This is a genomic window from Arthrobacter sp. PL16, from assembly GCF_035985055.1.
GTDB lineage: Bacteria > Actinomycetota > Actinomycetes > Actinomycetales > Micrococcaceae > Arthrobacter_D > Arthrobacter_D cheniae.
Genome location: NZ_JAXCIC010000002.1, coordinates 208007 through 225372, shown reverse-complemented (window position 1 = coordinate 225372; position 17366 = coordinate 208007). Strand labels below are relative to the sequence as shown.

Here is a 17366-nt window from a genome sequence, read left to right as displayed (position 1 = left end):
TGTTCATTGTTACGGCTTCTGTGCCGGAGGAGACTTAGGGCGACGGCATCCCATCCCCTGCCGCCCGCGAGGCCAACCGGCTGCGGGGCCTCACAGCACCCAATAGCGGCTTGGTGGATCGATGAGTTCCCTGACGCCCCTCGAAAAGGCCGCCCAGCGGTCGCGCCATCTCTTGCCCTTGGTGGCTATCGCACTGATCGGAGGTCTCAGCGGGTGCGAGTCTGCGCCCGACGACGCCTCCCTCCCGTCCGCCAGTTCTCCGACCACGGAGGCCGGCACGGTTCCAGCGCAGCCGGACGGCGGCGACGCTGGCGCAGTCCCACCGCTGCCGGACAGCGGCGACATCGACGCCGGCACATACCTCGTCACCAGCTACACGGAGCCTTTCGAGATCACCGTCCCGGACGGCTGGTTGAGCGACGGTGGTGACGTCCTGGCCAAGGACGACCCGGATCATCCGGATGAAGGGGCCGTCGTCGTGGGGTGGTGGCCCGCGACATTTGTGCCGACGGACTCCTGCGCGTGGCAGGGCGCTCTCGCCGAGGTCGATCCCTCGGCTGAGGCCTTCGTCGACGCCATGACGGCGCAGACGTCAACGGCCAGCACCCAGCCCGTCGAGGTCGTGGTGGGCGATTACTCCGGCTTCGAGTTCGACCACTCCATCGAGGGCGATGTGGACATCACAGCCTGCGACCGCGACAAGTTCTGCATCCACTCAGAATTCTCCAACGAATGCACCCGCTGGTACTCGACCCAGGAGGAACGCGAAACCTACCGGGTGATCGACCTGAACGGCCAGCGTGCGCTGACCTGGGTGACCCAATTCCACGAATCGATCAATCCGGAGCTGACGAGAGAGGCACGCGCCGTCTTCGACTCGATCGTGTTCACGTCCGACAACTGACCAGCTGATGCGACAGGCGATCCCGCCCGCGAACGTCGGACATTTTGCGCTGCGATCCACATTCCGGCGTCGTCCACGGAACTCCTGCCTGGCGGCTACCGCGGGGACGGGACCCCAGCCGCCTTCGACGGCCACCAGATTCTCGGGCCGATGTCGTAGGCGAGAGCCGGGATGAGCAGCGAGCGCACCAGCACGGTGTCCAGCAGGACGCCGAACGCCACCACGAACGCGATCTGCGCGAGGAACAGGATCGGGATCACACCCAGCGCGGCGAAGGTCGCCGCCAGGACCACGCCGGCGGACGTGATCACGCCACCCGTGACCCCGAGTCCCCGAAGAATCCCGGGCCTTGTGCCGATCCGCAGTGACTCCTCGCGCACCCTCGTCATGAGGAAGATGTTGTAGTCCACGCCGAGCGCCACCAGGAAGACGAAGGCGAAGAGCGGCACCGAGGCGTCCGCGCCCTCGAACCCGAAGACGTTGTTGAACACCAGGGCCGAGACCCCCAGCGCCGTCGCGTTCGAGAGCGCCACGCTCGCCACGAGGAGCACCGGCGCCAGCACGGAGCGAAGCAGGATGATCAGCACCACGAGGATCACCGCCAGCACGATCGGGATGATCTTCACGAGGTCCGCGAGGGCCGTGTCATTGGTGTCGATCGCCACCGCCGTGACCCCGCCGACCAGCGCGTCGGGACTGGCGTCGTCGAGCGTGGTCCGCAGGCTGCGCACCACGTCCTCCGCGCGTTCCGAATCGGCCTGGTACTCGAGCGTCCCGTTGATGAGCACGCGCCCGTCCTCCACGACGGCGGCGCCGGTCGGGTCCGCGGTCAGGGTCGCCTCGGAGATACCCTCCTGGGCAGAGACGACCTCGAGGGCGGCGTCCTGGTCCGCCTCGGGCGCGACGACGTAGACCGGGCTCCCGGATCCGGCGTCGAAGTGGCGGCCGAGCGCTTCCTGGCCGTCGACCGCGTTGGACGGTGCGAGGATCAGGGCGGACTGCGGCACGCCGCTGGCCTGCAGTTGGGTGAGCCCGAGTGCGCCGGCCACGAGGATGAGCAGCGAGACGATCCACAGGGTGCGTGGGCGGCGGGCCACCTGCAGTGCCACGTGTCTCCAGAGGCCGTTGAGCCGCTCGAGACCGGTTTCCGGGCCGCCTTCCGTGGGCGCAGCGTGCCTGCCGTGGTGCGGTGCGACGGCGGTGGCCAGTCCGGGGTCGTAGCGCGGGCGCAACGGCCAGAAAGCCGACCTGCCGAAGAGGAGCAGCAACGCGGGAAGGAAGGTCAGTGCTGCCGCGAGCGAGAACACGATGCCGATGGCGGCGATCGGGCCGAGGCTCCTGTTCGAGTTGAGATCCGAGAACAGCAGGCACAGCAGTCCGAGGATCACGGTGGCGCCGGAGGCAAGGATCGGCTCGAACGACCCGCGGTAGGCCACCCGCATGGCGTCCCATGTCGTCTGGTTCTCGGCCAGGGCCTCCCGGAACCGGGCGACGAGAAGCAGCGCGTAATCGGTGGCTGCGCCGATCACGAGGATCGACAGGATCCCCTGGCTCTGGCCACTGAGCTGGATCCAGCCGAGTTGTGCGAAGCCGAAGACCAGCAGGATGGACGTCGCCAGCGCGAACACGGACGTCAGGAGCACGAGGAACGGCAGCACGATCGAGCGGTAGACGGCGAGGAGGATGATGAACACCGCCCCGAGTGCCACGCCGAGGAGAATTCCATCGATGCCGCCGAAGGCTTCGACGAGGTCGTTGGTGAAACCTGCGGGCCCGGTGACGTAACCGGTCACTCCGTCGGGCAGTTCATCCGCGAGCACCGCGCGGAGTTCCGTCACGACGTCGGCGAGCTCTGCATCCGATGAGACGAACGCGATGTACTGCACCGCGAGCCCGTCCTCAGCGGGGATGGGGCCGGTGACGGCGGGAGCGCCATCGGCAGGCGATACGAGCCCCTCGACCTCGCCGAGCCTCCTCCCGAGCTCCTCGTATGCACCGAGATCACGCGGAGCGATCGTGCCGGCCGACTCGGCAACGACGACGGCCGGGATGGCGTCTGAGTCATTGAACTGCTGCTGCAGTTCGCCCGCCGCCGTGGACTCGGCGCTCGCAGGGAGGAAGGACGCCTGGTCGTTGCTCGAGACCTCCTCCAGCCGGCCGAAGGTGGGTCCGCCCACTGCGGCCCCGGCCAGCCAGATCAACACGACGACGACGGGGAGCAGCACCCTCAACCATGTACTTCTCATGAATGTCCAAGCCTTCCTCGAGGTATCTCCACAGACAAGTATATCCACAATGGAGATATGTACGCCCGCCTAAACTGGACGAAAAGAAGGCGAGGAATCATGGCCACGAGGGAACAGCTCATGGCTCTCATGAGGCAGTTCACCGTCGAGACGGACCGGTATGTCGACGTCGCAAGTGAGCGCGACAGTCTCTACCGCACCGATCTTCATGCCCTGAGCATCATGATGGGGGCGGCGCGGGCGGGCCTGACGGTGACACCCGGCCTGCTGCGTGAGGAACTCAACCTGAGTTCACCGGCCACCACGGCGTTGGTGGACCGCCTCGACTCCGCAGGCCACGTCACGCGGCGGCGGAGCGACGTCGACCGGCGACAGGTGCACCTCCACCTGACGGACAAGGCGCGCACCACAGGCGCCCTGCTGTTCGCGCCCCTCGCACGCCACATCAACGACGTCTTCGACCAGTATTCGGAGGAGCAGTTGGCCCTGCTGCACGACATGATGCAGAAGATAACGGATGCGACGGTCGCAGCGAAGAATGAAGCGCGGAACGGCGCGACGCTGACTGACAGCCCTTCGTCGGGTTAGTCTCCAAGGATGGAAGACGAGGTCTACTCCCACGGACACCACCCCAGCGTGACCGCGGCGCATGCTGCGCGCACCGTTGCATCGTCGGCCGCCTACCTCGAGCCGTTTCTCGAAGCAGGGATGGACCTGCTGGACATCGGTTGCGGCCCCGGAAGCATCACGGCGGGGTTCGCGGACATCGTCGCCCCCGGCTCGGTGGTGGGCATCGACAGCTCGGCGGACGTGGTTGCGCAGGCCTCCGGCGCCTACGCCGACGTCATGAACCTCAGCTTCCGTGAGGGCAACGTCTACGACCTCGACGCAACCGACGAGTCCTTCGACGTGATCCATGCGCATCAGGTCCTCCAGCACCTCGCCGACCCGGTGGCCGCGCTCCGCGAGATGCGACGCGTGGTCCGGTCCGACGGGATCGTGGCCGTGCGCGAGGCGGATTTCGGCGCCATGACCTGGTATCCGGCGGTCGAGGAGCTCGACGAATGGCGGGAACTCTACGGACGGCTGGCCCGAGGCAACCGCGGCGAGCCCGACGCTGGCCGACGCCTCGGGTCCTGGGCATCCTCAGCCGGGTTCGCGCACGTCGAGGTGTCGTCGTCGAACTGGACGTACGCCTCCGGCGAGGACCGCCGGTTCCTGGCGGATTCGTGGGCCGAGCGCGTGCTCCACTCCGCCTTCGCCGAACAGACGCTGGAGCGCGGCCTCGCCGACCAGGACACCCTTCAACGGCTGGCGGAGGGATGGCGCAGGTGGGCGCGCAAGGACGACGGCCTGTTCCTGATGCCGAGCGTCGAGATACTAGCGCGGGGATGACGTCCGCGCCTGCGTAGGCTGGGAGCATGTACCGCATCGTCACCGTCTGCACCGGCAACATCTGCCGCTCCCCCATGGCCGAGCTCATGTTGACCCATGCCTTCGGGAGGGCCGGAATGGCGAACGACGTCGTCGTCGATTCCGCCGGGACCACCGGAGGGGAGGTCGGCAGGCCCATCGACGAGCGCGCGGCGACGAAGCTGACCGAGCTCGGCATAGAGAGCCACCTGCACCGCGCCCGCCAGTTCGAACCGGGCTGGTACCGGGAGCGTGACCTCATCCTCGCCCTCGACCTGGACCACTACCGCGTGCTCCGCGCGGGAGCGCCGGACGACGAATCCCGCGACAGGATCCACCTCCTGCGCGAATTCGATCCCTCGACGACGGATACCGATCTCGAAGAACTCGGTATCTACGATCCCTGGTACGGCGACGCCCGCGACTTCGACGCCACGTGGCGGATGGTCGACGGCGCTGTCGAAGGCGTGGTCCGATACGTGCGGCACGAGCTCGACGGCGGGGAGCCGGACGCCTGAGCCATGTCCTCGCTCATGCCCCTCCTCATCGCCGTCGACGGCCGGTCCGGTGCAGGCAAGACGACCCTCGCCCTCGAACTCGCCGCCCTCCTCCGCGAGCACCACAGCGTCACCGTCTTCCACCTCGAGGACATCTATCCGGGCTGGGACGGGCTCGACGACGGTATCGCCCGCTATGTGGAGCGTGTCCTCCTCCCCCTCCGATCAGGCCGCCCGGCACGGTGGAACGCCTGGGACTGGGAGGAGGGACGGGACGGGCCGGAGCGCACGACGGCGACCGCGGAGATCGTCCTGCTGGAAGGCGTGGGGTCGGCAGCTGCTGCGGCACGGGTCCATCTCGACGCCGTGATCTGGGTCGAGGCCGATGCCGAGGTGCGGCACCGCACGGCCATCGGCCGCGACGGAGAGACGTACGCGCCCTTCTGGCAGCGCTGGGCCGACCAGGAAAGCCGGTGGCTGGCGGGTGACGATCCCCGTGAGGCCGCCGACGTCGTCGTGCAGGGCCACCTGAACGCGCCATCGCCACGATCCGTACGCCTCGCCCTCACAGCCCTTCCCGCCTGTGCCGTGCTCCTGGCTCCGGAACGGGCCGGGCGGCGCGGGTTGACGCTGGACTGCGAGCGCATCGATGCGGACCCGGAACCCGCAGCACTGTTCCGCGCGCTGTACGCAGGGTCCGCCGCGTCGGCCTGGCTCGACAGTTCCGATGCCGCAGGCGCCCCGAAAGGCACCGGTGCCGAGCCCGGGCGGAACCGCTTCAGCATCATGGCGGATGCAGGTGGGGCCTTCGGTCAGCAGGCCATCCACAGGGATGGCATCACCGAGATCAGTGCCGGTGCCGTGACCACCCGCATCCGGGAGCCCTTCTTCCGGTGGCTCGACGACGTATGGGGGCGTCGCGCGGTCCGGGTACCGGAGGGCCTCGCGTGCGAGTTCGGCCTGGGGTGGCTCGGGTACCTCGGCTACGAGCTGAAGCGGGAGACCGGCGGCAACTCCTCCCCGCCTGCTGCTGACGCCCTTCCTGACTCCGCGCTCATCTTCGCCGGAAGGGCCGTCGTCATCGATCACGCCGAAGGCACCCTGTTCCTCCTGACGCTCACCGACGGGCGACCCGATGCGGAGCGCGAGGCCTGGCTGGCACAGGCGCGGCAAGCCGTTGCCGCACCCGGACCCGCACCCGGACCCGTGCCGGCGTCGGCTCCCCTGCCCGTCCCCTCCTTCGCAGGACGGGATACCCGCGAGGAATACCTCGCAAAGATCCGGCGGGCGCAGGCCGAGATCGCCGACGGCAACACCTACGAGGTATGCCTGACGACCTCACTCTCCGCGGTCGTGCAACAATTCGATCCGCTGCAGGCATATCTCCGCCTCCGCACCGTCAGCCCGGCCCCCTTCGCCCACTACCTCCGCTTCCCGGGATTCGCCGTCGCGAGCACGTCCCCGGAGCGGTTCCTCAGGCTGACGTCCGACGGTGCGATGCGGGCCGAACCGATCAAGGGAACCCGCGGCCGCTCCTCGGACGGCACGGAGGACGCGGCGCTGCTCGAGGACCTGAGGACGTCGACGAAGGACCGCGCCGAGAACATCATGATCGTGGATCTCCTCCGCAACGACCTCTCACACCACGCGGTGCCCGGCTCGGTCACGGTCAGCAGGCTGTGCGACGTCGAGACCTACGCCACCGTGCACCAGATGGTCAGCACCATCGATGCGCGTCTCCGGCCGGGCAGCACCCGCGCCGGCGTCGTCGCCTCGGCGTTCCCTGCCGGTTCGATGACGGGTGCGCCCAAGATCAGCACCATGGCCATCCTCGACGGCCTCGAGCAGGTGCCGCGCGGACCCTACTCGGGGGCGGCGGGGTACTTCAGCCTCACGGGCGCCACGGACCTCGCCGTCGTCATCCGCACGCTCGTGCTCAGGGAGGACGACGGCGGCACGCATCTCACGCTCGGTGTGGGCGGGGCAATCACCGCCGACTCCGACCCCGAGGACGAGTGGAACGAGGTGCGGACCAAGGCTCGCGGCGTCCTGTCGGCGCTGGGGGCAGACTTTCCGGCGGCGTCCGACTGACCTGTGCGCCTGCCCGTCCGTCCACACCAGGGGCCGCAGGGCAAGACCTCGCAGGTGCCGTCCCGTTTCTTCCCAGCTTGATGACCCAGAGTGAAACTGAATGCATCGACGTAGAGGAGACATCATGAGTTCGAGCCATCTTGAACGGGTCGTCGCCGCGGCGCGCTCGAGCACTTCCACCGAGGGGCTGCACCCCGCAGCAGATCCCTTCCCCGTGACAGAACTCCAGGTAGCCGTCGCGTCGGCCGTCAGCAGCGGTGAGCCCCTCGCCGTGGTCGCAGCGATGGCGGACCTGCCGTCGCTCGCGGTCCTCGACGCGGTCGACGCCCTGCAGCCAGGTCTCACGTGATCGCCGAAGGCCGGGCCGTTCCAGTTCCAGTTCCAGGTCAACCCTCGGGCGACGGCGAGCCCGAACTACTGTCGGTACATGACTGATCTCAAGCCGACCACCCTCCACGGCACCCGCGTGGTCCTCGAACCCCTCGCTCGCGAACATCACGACGGGCTCGTCGAGGCCGCCAGGGATGGTGAGCTCTGGAACCTCTGGTACACCTCGGTGCCGACCCCTGAAGGCATGCAGCAGGAGATCGACCGTCGTCTCACCCTGCAGGACAGGGGCTCCATGCTCCCCTTCACCGCCCGATCAGCCGACGAGGCTACAGGAGCGCCCGGCAGGATCATCGGCATGACCACCTACATGAACATCGACCAGGACACCCCGCGCGTCGAGATCGGCTCCACCTGGAACGCCGCCTCGGCCCAGCGGACCGGCACCAACACGGAGTCGAAATACCTGCTGTTGCGACATGCCTTCGAGGTGTTCCGGTGTCCGGCCGTCGAGTTCCGGACACACTGGCTGAACCACCAGTCGCGCGAGGCGATCGCCCGGCTCGGCGCGAAGCAGGACGGCGTCCTTCGGAGCCACACCCGAGCCCGGAACGGCGAACTGCGCGACACCGTCGTCTACTCGATCCTCGTCCACGAGTGGCCCATGGTGCGCGACGGACTCCTCCACAGGATGACGCGCCATGCCTGATCCGTCGGCTCCTTCTGCCCGTCCCAGGCGGGACCGACCGCAGCCATCCACCGTGAGCACCGAGCTCTCAGGGCCGCAGTGACGCGAGGATGGCTTCCGCGCTGCCGGTCATGGTCCTGCCGAAGTTCATGCCCGCCCAGAGATTGAGGCGGTGTGCGTCCCCGACTGCCGCCGCTGCCGCCCGGAGGGGCGTGGTGAGGTGGTGCACTTCGGGATAGCCGAAGGGCGCATCATGATCGTGGTCACGCATGAATCCGTTCGCGAGCCCACGCGCGTAGCGGCCTGAGAACGCCTTCGTGACCGACGTCGAGATGAACTCACCGGACATCAGCGCTGCCCGGTGCGCCGTCTTCGTCCCCGCTTCGTCGGCCCGGAGGAACGCGGTCCCCGCCTGCACGGCGGCCGCTCCGCGCGACAGGACGACGCGCGTGTCCTCGCCCGTCACGACACCGCCGGCGGCGATGAGCGGCACGGGTACATCCCGGAGCTCCTCGATCAACTGGAGGAGCGGCGTCACCTCCGGTTCCGACGTCGGGTCGAAGGTCCCGCGGTGCCCGCCGGCCTCCGGACCCTGCACGCACAGGGCACGGGCTCCCGATTCGACAGCCCGATACGCTTCGGCGCGGGACGTGACGGTCAGGACGACGGCGACACCCGCCGTCGTCAGCGCCTCCATCACTCCGGACACCGGGATGTCGAAGGTGAAGGACACGACGTCCGGAGCGAGCTCGAGCAGCACGTCGATCTTATTCGCCCAGTCGTCGTCGTCGTATCGTGCGCGCCCGAGCGTCGTCGTCAGTGCGGCGGCATCTGCCCGCAGCGACTCCGCGTAGTCCGCGACGGCCGTCGAATCGGCGACGGAAGGCTGCGGGACGAACACGTTCACCCCGAACGGGGCTCCGGTGAGCGAGCGGGTGGCAAGGATCTCGGCCCGTACCGCGTCGGCCGACTTGTACCCCGCGGCGAGGAAACCGAGCCCTCCGGAAGTACTGACGGCGGCGGCCAACCTCGGAGTGGAGGGCCCGCCCGCCATCGGCGCCTGCACGACGGGCACGGTGAGCACGTCAAGGGAGAAGTGCCGGCCGTGCACGGTTCCTGCTGCCATCCCGTTCCACCTCTCCCGAGAACCGGCCGCACCTCACGTCCTGCCCATGCTCCGAAGATAGTCCGCGTTCGCCCGCAGTGCAGCCTTGTAGTGGTCGATATCGGGTGCATGAACCGCGTCGGCGAACGCATCGAGCAGGGCGCGAAAGCACGATCGGGCAGACCTGCCGCGTGCAGCGAGAGAGCTTCGAAGGCAGCCAGCGACGGCGAAGCAGGGAAGGCACGGCGCGCACGGTCGAAGACCTCCAGTGCCCGGTCATGCTGTCCGAGGTTGCGGAGCGTCGAGCCGTACTGGAGGTAGCAGCGGCGGAGCAGGTCCCCGGAGAGTCCTGCCGCGAGGGCGCGCTCGTAGAACGAGCAGGCGAGGATTTCCTCCCCTGCCGTGTCGTAGGCTCCACCGACCTCGTACAGTACCCGGGCCTGATGCGGATGCACCTCGAGGAGGGGCAGCAGGGCGGCGATGGTGGGTCGCATGTCGGAGCGGTCGCGAACCCGGAAGATGCGGTCGAGCTCGTCGTCGAGGGTCATCGTCCCAGTCTGTCCGACGACAGCGACGGCGCCCACCCGGAGCTGACGGCGATCGCCTCGGGACAGAGAAGGTCCTTCGGACCTTATGCGATCAGCGCCGCGAGGACGAGGATGTTGCGGTAGACGAAGGCCGGGACGCGGCTCGAGGCATCCGCTGGGGGCCTGCGGCACCGTGCGCCCTGCCGCTACGCTGTCAGCCATGACTGTTCTCGTGTTCCTTGACCCGGCCTACGACGACGGGAAGGTCGTCGATGCCTCGCAACCGCAGCTCATGGCCACCGATCTCGGCGCCACCCGCGGCGACGGGATCTTCGAATCGATGCTGGCCGTCGACGGCTCCCCGCGCAAGGAACAGGCCCACCTGAGCCGGCTTGCGTCGTCGGCCGCGGCCCTCGACCTGGACGTGCCCGACGCCAACGCCTGGAGCCGCGCGATCCGCACCGGCCTGCGCGAGTTCGCCGCCGCGGAACCGGATCAGGGCGATGCCGTCGTGAAGCTCATCGCCACCCGCGGAGTCGAAGGTGCCGGACGGGCGACGGCGTGGGTGCAGGTGGCACCCGTTCCCGCATCGACGCTGGCGCAGCGAAAGGCGGGCCTGAAGGTCCTCTTCCTCGAGCGGGGCTACGACAGCACCATCGCCCAGCGCGCACCGTGGCTGCTGATGGGCGCCAAGACCCTCTCCTACGCCGTCAATATGGCAGCCGTCCGCCACGCGAGGGCCAATGGAGCAGACGACGTCATCTTCACCTCCTCCGACGGCAAGGTGCTGGAGGGCCCGACGTCGACGGTCCTTCTGGCCTACGACCGGGATGGGCAGAAGACGCTCCTCACTCCGCAGCTCGAGAGCGGCATCCTGGCGGGCACATCCCAGAGTGCGCTCTTCGCGGCCGCCAAGGAGCAGGGCTGGGAGCTCGGCTACGGCCCGCTCGAACCCGACGACCTCCTCGACGCCGACGCCGTCTGGCTCATCTCGAGCATCCGGCTCCTCGTGCCCGTCCTGGTCCTCGACGGCCAGGAGCTCCGTACCTCCGCAGCCCTGACCGCCGAACTCACCGAGCTTGTCGATCGTTTCGTGTAATCCTCACCACAAAATGACGCTGAATGACCCTTTTCCTACGTCAAACGCTGGTTTCGCCGGTCCCGCGTTTTGACCGGGACCTCCGTGCTGCCATAGCGTTTTCATGAAATCAAGAGTTCCAGCCATCGGCCCTGGCCGGCTGGACAGCAACCCTCTCCCGTAGTGGGGTGCTCCAGGTGAAGATTCGGCCGCCGGGCCAAGTCCCCCGGTAGGCAAGTACGGCGTCGTGCGGCCCCTGTTCCGGATCCATCGGGACCTACGGCCCGCTACTACGCGCACAGCCCAGAACAGCGAGCGTGTCACCCAGCAACCAGCAGCGTTCCCCCTGCCGCCATGCGGCATCCCGGAAGAACCCGATCCATCGCCCGTACCCGGGCCAGCACCGAACAAGGACATCATGAACATCTCCCGCAAGGTCCTCGCGGCACTCGCCGTCCCCCTCCTCGCCCTGACGGTTTCCTGCGGCAACAGCAGCAGCAGCGAACCCGCCGAGACCACCGACGCCCTGGCCGGCAGCGACCAGCAGTCGCTGGACAAGTACACCACCGAGACCACCACCCCGGTCGAGGAGATCGACACGGCGGAACTCGGCCTCATCACCGACGGCACGCTGCGCGTCGGGACGCTGTCGGACGCGCCGCCGAACATCTTCCTGGAGGACGGCGTCTTCACCGGCTACGACAACGAGCTGCTGCGCGCCATCGGCGACAAGCTCGGCCTCGAGGTGGAGTTCGCCTCCACCGACTTCTCCGCGCTCCTCGCCCAGGTGCAGAACAAGCAGTACGACGTCGGATCGTCGTCGATCTCCACGACCGAGGCACGCCGCGAGAACGTCGGCTTCACCAACGGCTACGACTTCGGCTACATGGCCGTCGTCGCCAAGAACGGCTCCCCGGTCACCGGCTTCGATTCCCTGTCCGAGGGCACCCGCATCGGTGTGGTCCAGGGCACCGTCCAGGACGACTACGTCTCCAACACCCTGGGCCTCGAGCCCGTGCGCTTCCCGGACTACAACACCGTGTATGCCAACGTGAAGAACGGCCAGGTGGACGCGTGGGTAGCGCCGTCGCAGCAGGCCACCGGACAGGTGAAGGAAGGCGACGACACCACGATCGCCGAGACGATCATCAACACGGAGAACTTCACCGCGTATGCCGTGAACAGCGAGAACCAGCCGCTCATCGATGCCCTCAACGCGGGCCTCGACGCCGTCGTCGCCGACGGCACCTGGACGGAACTCACCAAGGAGTGGTACCCGGACCGCGAGATGCCCTCCGACTGGAAGCCCGGCAGCAAAGCCGTGGAAGTAAAGTAGCGGTCCCTGCATGGACGCCCTGGAACAGCTCGGCAAGACCTTCTTCGACTGGGAGGCGATGGCCGCCGTCCTGCCCGACCTCCTGACCGTCGGCCTGCCGAACACGCTCATGCTCGCCCTGGCCTCGGGGATCATCGGCACGGTCGTCGGCATGGTCCTCGCGATCATGGGGATCTCACGGAACCGGGTGCTGCGATGGATCGCACGCATCTATACGGACATCTTCCGCGGACTGCCCGCCGTCGTGATCATCCTGCTCATCGGTCTGGGGCTCGGTCCGATCCTCCGGCAGATCACGGGCAGCACCAGCCCGTACCCCCTGGGCATCCTCGCCCTGTCGCTGATTGCTTCGGCCTACATCGGGGAGATCTTCCGTTCCGGCATCCAGAGCGTGGAGAAGGGTCAGTTGGAGGCCTCGCGTGCCCTGGGCTTCAGTTACAGCTCGTCCATGCAGCTCGTCGTGGTCCCCCAGGGCGTGCGGCGCGTGCTGCCCGCCCTGGTGAACCAGTTCATCTCGCTCATCAAGGAGTCGTCGCTGATCTACTTCATCGGTCTCGTCGCCAGTGAGCGCGAGCTCTTCCGGGTCGGTAACGACGCCGCCAGCAACACCGGCAACCTGTCGCCGCTCATCGCGGCCGGCGTGTTGTACCTGTGCCTGACCATTCCGCTGACCCACCTGGTCAACTTCATCGACAACCGACTCCGCGTGGGCAAGAAGCAGAAGCCCGAACCGGATGAACTGGCCGCGAGGATCGGCGAAGGAGCAAAGGCGTGACGACCATCGAATCGGGAACCCTGACGGGGCAGAACCTGCACCTGTCCTTCGGCACCAACCATGTGCTGCGAGGTATCGACCTGCACGTGGAGCAGGGGACGACGGCGTCCGTCATCGGCCCGTCCGGCTCCGGGAAGTCGACGCTCCTGCGCGTCCTGAACCGACTGATCGAACCGGACGAGGGGGACATCCTGCTCGACGGACGGTCCGTCCTCAAGGACAACCCGGACGAGCTGCGTCGGCGTATTGGGATGGTGTTCCAGCAGTTCAACCTCTTCCCGCACAAGACGGTGCTGGAGAACGTCTCGCTGGCCCTCCGGAAGCTCCGCCGGATGTCCGCCGGCGAGGCGCGGGAGAAGGCCCTCGCCCAGCTGGACCTCGTGGGCCTGAGGCACAAGGCCGATGTCCGTCCGGGCAACCTGTCCGGTGGACAGCAGCAGCGCGTCGCGATCGCCCGGGCCCTGGCCATGGATCCCGAGGTGATGTTCTTCGACGAAGCGACCTCCGCCCTGGACCCGGAGCTCGTCAAGGGCGTCCTGGCCCTGATGGCGGATCTCGCTACGGCTGGCATGACCATGGTCGTCGTCACGCACGAGATGGGCTTTTCCCGCAACGTCTCCGACACCGTGACCTTCATGGATGGCGGCGTGGTCGTCGAATCCGGCCCCCCGGCCGCAATCTTCGACGATGCGCAGACGCCGCGCCTGCGCTCGTTCCTCTCGGACGTGCTCTAGCAGCACCGGAGTCACCCGACGGCCGCGACAGGCGAACCTGTCGCGGCCGTTCCGCGTCCGGCGACTTCTCCGTGTCCGGCCACTTCTCTGCGTCCGGCCACTTCTCTGCGTCCGACCGGTCCCCGAGCCGGTCAGGACAGGATGAAGTTCCATGTCCCGGCGAGGACGGCCGCCGTCACGGCGCCCACTGCGATCAGGAGTCCGACGACGGCGACGACGGCGTCGAGGCCCGAGAACGTACTCTCACGCGCCCACGTGCGCGTATCGCCCCCGAAACCGCGAGCCTCCATCGCCGTCGCCAGCCGGGTGGCTCGACGGATGGCCTGCACGATCAGACCGAAGGACTGCCCCAGCAGGTTGCGGGTCCGCGCGACCAGCGATCCGTCCGAGCCGATTCCCCGTGCATGCCGCGCGAGCCCCAGCGATTGCCACTGCTCCACGAGCAGCCCCACGAGCCGCAGGGACGCCAGCCCGCCGAGGACGAACCGGTGCGGCAGGTGCAGCTTCTGTGCGAGGGCGTCGGCGAGGTCCGTGGGGTCCGTGGTCAGCAGGACGAAGATGCCGGGAAGCGCGAGCGCCAGGCTCCGCAGCCCGACGGCGATGCCCGATGCGACGGAGCCCTCGGTGAAGAGGAACGGCCCGGCATCGACCAGGACACCGCCGCTCTTCTCGGCGAGCAGCGCGGTTCCGTAGGCGCCGACCGCAGCGGCGATGAGGAGTGGCCAGATCCGCCGGGCGAGTCCCCACAGACTGATGCCCAGGAGCGGCATGAGCGCGAGCTCGCAGGCCAGGACAACCGCGGCGCTCACCCAGTCGATACTCACGAGCAGGGCGAGGGTGATGGCGACGGCGGCGAACAGCTTCGACAGGGGATTCGCCCGCAGGAGCGTCCTGCCGGTGAGGACCGGAGTCAGGTAGTCGGTGCTCACGGGGACACCAGCCGTCCCGCTCCACCGGAGACGTGCAGGGTGGCACCCCCCAGGGCCTCGATGAACTCGGCGTCATGGGTCACCGACAGGACGGCCACTCCGTCGTCGATCAGTTCCCGTAGCAGGGTCACGAGCTCCGCCCAGGTCAGGGCATCCTGTCCGAACGTCGGCTCGTCGAGGATGAGGATCCGCGGAGCGGTAGCGAGCATCGTCGCCACGGACAGGCGCCGCTTCTCCCCGCCGGAGAGGGTGAAGGGATTGGCTCCCAGCAGGTGGGTGAGGCGGAGCCGTTCGGCGAGTTCGGCGGTCCGCCCCGGATTCACGGCAGCACCGACCCTCTGCGGGCCGAACTCGAGTTCAGCCAAGACGCTCGCGGTGAGGAACTGGTGCTCGGGCTCCTGGAACACCGTGCCGATGCGCTGCACGAGCTGCGACGAGCGCCAGCGGAACGGATCCGCGCCCGCCGATCCTGCCAGGCTCGGCGACGCCTCCACGCCTCCGGCCCGCGGGCGCAGCAGGCCCCCGAGCGTCAGTGCCGCCGTCGACTTCCCGGCACCATTGGGCCCGGTGATGCTGAGGGCGTGTGCCGCATGGACCGTGAGATCGAGGGGCCCGACGGCAGTGGGACCACGCTTCGTGCGGGCAACGGTGATGTCCGTGGCGGACAGCAGCACTTCGCCGCCTGCGCCCGGCGTGGTCCCACCGACAGCGGGCTGCCAGTCCGGCACCCACACGCCCGCTTCCGCGAGCCGTGTCCGCGTCGCCTCCTGTACCAGCACCGTGGCCGGTGCGCCGTCCGCGAGCACTCCTCCCCCGGCGTCGAGCACGATCACCCGGTCGACGACGTCGGCCCACACCGCAACGCGGTGCTCGACGACGACGAGCGTGGCCCCGGTGCGCTCGAGGACGCGGACGACGGCGTCACGAACCTCGAGGACGCCGTCCGGGTCAAGGTTGGCGGTGGGCTCGTCGAGCAGGAGCAACCCCGGTTCCATGGCAAGGACGGCCGCGAGCGCGAGCCGCTGCTTCTGGCCACCCGACAGTGCGGTGGTCGGATGATCGAGCGGAAGGTCCAGCCCGACGTCGTCGAGCGCCCGTTCCACGCGCTGCCAGATCTCATCCCGGGGTACGGCGAGGTTCTCGGCCGCGAAAGCCACCTCGTCGCCCACCCGTGCGAGGACTACCTGCGTCTCCGGGTCCTGCAGGACGAGGCCTGCGCGGCCCCTCACGGTGGCGGGGTGCGCGCCGTCGAGCAGGAGTTCGCCCTCCTGCTCACCTTCGTCGCTGGACCCGAGTACCCCTGCCAGCGCGTGCAGCACCGTCGACTTCCCTGCACCGGACGCGCCGAGGAGCAGCACGCGCTCGCCCGCCTGGATGTCCAGGTCGAGGTGGCGCGCAGCGAAGGCCTTCCGGCCGGCGTGGCGCCAGCCCCAGCCCCGCGCGCTGACGTGCACGGCTGCCGGGTCCGGTGTGTGGGCTGGTGTCACACGTCCGCCGTACGGCCGGCCGCGAAGGAGGACAGGACGCCGGTTTTGGCAAGCCCGCGCATCGCCAGCCAGGACAGCAGACCAGCGATGACGATGCCCGAGATGGCGGCGAAGACCGTGTACAGGACCTTGAACTCGATGGTCCAGAGTGCGTTGTACATGATGTTCTCGCTGATGGCGAGGGCGAGACCTGCGACGAGGCCGGCGAGCAGCGCCACGGGCAGGTTCCACTTCCGGTACAGGAACAGCAGGAAGACCAGTTCGGCGCCGAGTCCCTGGATGAGCCCGGACACGAGGACGAGGATGCCGAACTGGGTGCCGATGAGGGCCGATACGGCTGCCGCGAGGACCTCGCAGTAGACGGCCGCGCCGGGCTTGCGGATGATCAGACCGCCGAGTACGCCGGCGATGAGCCAGCCGCCGGAGTAGAGACCGGCGAGCGGCGGGAAGGCCGCTGTGAGCAGGCTGATGCCGGAGTAGCCGGCAGACCAGGCGAAGAACAGGACGCCGACGGCGACGGCGATGACCGAGGCCACCACGATGTCGACGACCCGCCACTGGTTGGTCTGCGCAAAGGTGCCCTTGAGTGCGGTAGATGATGCCATGGTGTTTCCTCCTGAGGTACAGGAGGGGATAGTGCCGGCCGCTGCCGAAGCAGCACCCTCGCACTCTGAGAACTCGACTCCCTTCGCCGGTACTAGCCGGATCAGGTTCGAGGGTCTGCGGCGGTCCGCACTCTCAGCGCCCGATCCGGCAGCATGCTGCGGGTCGGCGCTCCCCTGTCGTAAGTTGGTTGAGCGATCCCGATCCTACACCTGTGGCTACCGGCGCCGTGCGCTTCCTCCCTGCGGAGGCCCGTGCTTCGAGGCTAGGGTAGGAGCAGGACTATCGGAGGAGAAGGAGAAACCATGAACGTAGTGTTCAAGCTGCTCGGTGTGGGTATGAGCGTGGGTGCGGGCTTCGTCGGCACCAAGCTCGTCGACTTCCTGTGGCAGAGGATCACGGGCGAGGCGCCGCCGAAGAGCAAGGACGGACTGGAGAACACCCTGCGTTCGGCACTGGTGTTCGCCATCATCTCGGGAGCGGTCAGCACCACCATCCAGGTGCTCACCAACCGCTCCACGCAGAAGGCGATCGACCGCTTTTCGAAAACACGCGACCTCACCTGAGCCGTAGTACCTCGAGGAGGAGCACCCCTGAGGGTGCTCCTCCTTTTTCATGCGCCCGTC

17 protein-coding genes, 1 pseudogene and 2 riboswitches are annotated in these 17366 nt (G+C 68.2%); of the genes and pseudogenes, 12 read left to right on the top strand and 6 right to left on the bottom strand.

All coding sequences use genetic code 11. From position 1 onward, the window contains the following. The first annotated feature begins 121 nt into the window (after positions 1 to 121). Positions 122 to 904 carry a hypothetical protein gene (locus RCH21_RS04765; RefSeq protein ID WP_326963412.1) on the top strand — a complete coding sequence of 261 codons (783 nt, stop codon included), beginning with the start codon at positions 122 to 124 and terminating at the stop codon, positions 902 to 904. Positions 905 to 999: 95 nt separating this feature from the next. Here RCH21_RS04765 and RCH21_RS04760 read toward each other — a convergent pair whose 3' ends face one another. Then, positions 1000 to 3150, bottom strand: a complete 2151-nt coding sequence (locus RCH21_RS04760; RefSeq protein WP_326963411.1) for an MMPL family transporter — start codon at positions 3148 to 3150, stop codon at positions 1000 to 1002. Positions 3151 to 3249: 99 nt separating this feature from the next. Here RCH21_RS04760 and RCH21_RS04755 point away from each other — a divergent pair, with 99 nt between their 5' ends. From RCH21_RS04755 to RCH21_RS04730, 6 genes are all read left to right on the top strand, one after another. Next, on the top strand, positions 3250 to 3738 hold the full coding sequence (locus tag RCH21_RS04755; protein WP_326963410.1) for a MarR family winged helix-turn-helix transcriptional regulator: 489 nt from the start codon (positions 3250 to 3252) through the stop codon (positions 3736 to 3738). Positions 3739 to 3747: 9 nt separating this feature from the next. Continuing rightward, the gene (locus tag RCH21_RS04750) at positions 3748 to 4545 is read left to right on the top strand and encodes a methyltransferase domain-containing protein (protein WP_326963409.1); all 798 of its coding nucleotides are present in this window, start codon (positions 3748 to 3750) and stop codon (positions 4543 to 4545) included. A gap of 26 nt (positions 4546 to 4571) precedes the next feature. Next, positions 4572 to 5081 (top strand): low molecular weight protein-tyrosine-phosphatase, encoded by a 510-nt coding sequence (locus tag RCH21_RS04745; RefSeq protein ID WP_326963408.1) that lies wholly within the window; start codon positions 4572 to 4574, stop codon positions 5079 to 5081. A gap of 3 nt (positions 5082 to 5084) precedes the next feature. Next, entirely contained in the window at positions 5085 to 7151 is a 2067-nt protein-coding gene (pabB, locus tag RCH21_RS04740; RefSeq protein ID WP_326963407.1) for an aminodeoxychorismate synthase component I, read from the top strand. A 124-nt stretch (positions 7152 to 7275) separates the two neighbouring features. After that, positions 7276 to 7500 carry a hypothetical protein gene (locus tag RCH21_RS04735; RefSeq protein WP_326963406.1) on the top strand — a complete coding sequence of 75 codons (225 nt, stop codon included), beginning with the start codon at positions 7276 to 7278 and terminating at the stop codon, positions 7498 to 7500. A gap of 78 nt (positions 7501 to 7578) precedes the next feature. Next, entirely contained in the window at positions 7579 to 8187 is a 609-nt protein-coding gene (locus RCH21_RS04730; protein WP_326963405.1) for a GNAT family N-acetyltransferase, read from the top strand. A gap of 67 nt (positions 8188 to 8254) precedes the next feature. Here RCH21_RS04730 and RCH21_RS04725 read toward each other — a convergent pair whose 3' ends face one another. After that, entirely contained in the window at positions 8255 to 9292 is a 1038-nt protein-coding gene (locus RCH21_RS04725; RefSeq protein ID WP_326963404.1) for a nitronate monooxygenase, read from the bottom strand. A 200-nt stretch (positions 9293 to 9492) separates the two neighbouring features. Then, positions 9493 to 9765, bottom strand: a pseudogene (locus RCH21_RS04720) (tetratricopeptide repeat protein); the annotation flags it as partial. Positions 9766 to 10018: 253 nt separating this feature from the next. On the opposite strand from RCH21_RS04720, the gene RCH21_RS04715 reads away from it, so the two are divergent. The 4 genes from RCH21_RS04715 (at position 10019) to RCH21_RS04700 (ending at position 13721) form a co-directional block, all read left to right on the top strand. Beyond that, on the top strand, positions 10019 to 10897 hold the full coding sequence (locus RCH21_RS04715; protein WP_326963403.1) for an aminodeoxychorismate lyase: 879 nt from the start codon (positions 10019 to 10021) through the stop codon (positions 10895 to 10897). A 107-nt stretch (positions 10898 to 11004) separates the two neighbouring features. Beyond that, positions 11005 to 11122, top strand: a riboswitch (SAM riboswitch). Positions 11123 to 11294: 172 nt separating this feature from the next. Then, the gene (locus tag RCH21_RS04710; protein ID WP_120147414.1) at positions 11295 to 12212 is read left to right on the top strand and encodes an ABC transporter substrate-binding protein; all 918 of its coding nucleotides are present in this window, start codon (positions 11295 to 11297) and stop codon (positions 12210 to 12212) included. A gap of 10 nt (positions 12213 to 12222) precedes the next feature. Beyond that, on the top strand, positions 12223 to 12987 hold the full coding sequence (locus RCH21_RS04705; protein WP_120147415.1) for an amino acid ABC transporter permease: 765 nt from the start codon (positions 12223 to 12225) through the stop codon (positions 12985 to 12987). Then, positions 12984 to 13721 carry an amino acid ABC transporter ATP-binding protein gene (locus RCH21_RS04700; protein WP_120147416.1) on the top strand — a complete coding sequence of 246 codons (738 nt, stop codon included), beginning with the start codon at positions 12984 to 12986 and terminating at the stop codon, positions 13719 to 13721. The genes RCH21_RS04705 and RCH21_RS04700 overlap by 4 nt, the downstream gene beginning before the upstream one ends. 131 nt (positions 13722 to 13852) lie before the next feature. Here the strand turns inward: RCH21_RS04700 and RCH21_RS04695 are convergent, their stop codons facing one another. From RCH21_RS04695 to RCH21_RS04685, 3 genes are read right to left on the bottom strand one after another with little or no spacing between them, the layout of a single operon-like run. Next, positions 13853 to 14650, bottom strand: coding sequence for an energy-coupling factor transporter transmembrane component T family protein (locus RCH21_RS04695; protein WP_326963402.1), 798 nt, complete (start codon positions 14648 to 14650; stop codon positions 13853 to 13855). After that, a complete protein-coding gene (locus RCH21_RS04690; RefSeq protein WP_326963401.1) occupies positions 14647 to 16137 on the bottom strand; it encodes an ABC transporter ATP-binding protein in 1491 nt (496 codons plus the stop codon). Before RCH21_RS04690 ends, RCH21_RS04695 begins: the two co-directional genes overlap by 4 nt. Further along, positions 16134 to 16742, bottom strand: coding sequence for an ECF transporter S component (locus RCH21_RS04685; RefSeq protein WP_120147419.1), 609 nt, complete (start codon positions 16740 to 16742; stop codon positions 16134 to 16136). The genes RCH21_RS04690 and RCH21_RS04685 overlap by 4 nt, the downstream gene beginning before the upstream one ends. A 61-nt stretch (positions 16743 to 16803) precedes the next feature. Beyond that, a riboswitch (TPP riboswitch) is annotated at positions 16804 to 16928 on the bottom strand. Positions 16929 to 17045: 117 nt separating this feature from the next. Between RCH21_RS04685 and RCH21_RS04680 the strand changes: the two genes are divergently transcribed. After that, entirely contained in the window at positions 17046 to 17306 is a 261-nt protein-coding gene (locus RCH21_RS04680; protein WP_120147420.1) for a DUF4235 domain-containing protein, read from the top strand. The last annotated feature ends 60 nt before the right edge of the window (positions 17307 to 17366 follow it).

Bases quoted from the DNA above. Each gene is read 5' to 3' on its own strand.
- RCH21_RS04765 (WP_326963412.1), top strand. From the start codon at position 122: ATGAGTTCCCTGACGCCCCTCGAAAAGGCCGCCCAGCGGTCGCGCCAT.
- RCH21_RS04760 (WP_326963411.1), bottom strand. From the start codon at position 3,150: ATGAGAAGTACATGGTTGAGGGTGCTGCTCCCCGTCGTCGTCGTGTTG.
- RCH21_RS04755 (WP_326963410.1), top strand. From the start codon at position 3,250: ATGGCCACGAGGGAACAGCTCATGGCTCTCATGAGGCAGTTCACCGTC.
- RCH21_RS04750 (WP_326963409.1), top strand. From the start codon at position 3,748: ATGGAAGACGAGGTCTACTCCCACGGACACCACCCCAGCGTGACCGCG.
- RCH21_RS04745 (WP_326963408.1), top strand. From the start codon at position 4,572: ATGTACCGCATCGTCACCGTCTGCACCGGCAACATCTGCCGCTCCCCC.
- pabB (WP_326963407.1), top strand. From the start codon at position 5,085: ATGTCCTCGCTCATGCCCCTCCTCATCGCCGTCGACGGCCGGTCCGGT.
- RCH21_RS04735 (WP_326963406.1), top strand. From the start codon at position 7,276: ATGAGTTCGAGCCATCTTGAACGGGTCGTCGCCGCGGCGCGCTCGAGC.
- RCH21_RS04730 (WP_326963405.1), top strand. From the start codon at position 7,579: ATGACTGATCTCAAGCCGACCACCCTCCACGGCACCCGCGTGGTCCTC.
- RCH21_RS04725 (WP_326963404.1), bottom strand. From the start codon at position 9,292: ATGGCAGCAGGAACCGTGCACGGCCGGCACTTCTCCCTTGACGTGCTC.
- RCH21_RS04715 (WP_326963403.1), top strand. From the start codon at position 10,019: ATGACTGTTCTCGTGTTCCTTGACCCGGCCTACGACGACGGGAAGGTC.
- RCH21_RS04710 (WP_120147414.1), top strand. From the start codon at position 11,295: ATGAACATCTCCCGCAAGGTCCTCGCGGCACTCGCCGTCCCCCTCCTC.
- RCH21_RS04705 (WP_120147415.1), top strand. From the start codon at position 12,223: ATGGACGCCCTGGAACAGCTCGGCAAGACCTTCTTCGACTGGGAGGCG.
- RCH21_RS04685 (WP_120147419.1), bottom strand. From the start codon at position 16,742: ATGGCATCATCTACCGCACTCAAGGGCACCTTTGCGCAGACCAACCAG.
- RCH21_RS04680 (WP_120147420.1), top strand. From the start codon at position 17,046: ATGAACGTAGTGTTCAAGCTGCTCGGTGTGGGTATGAGCGTGGGTGCG.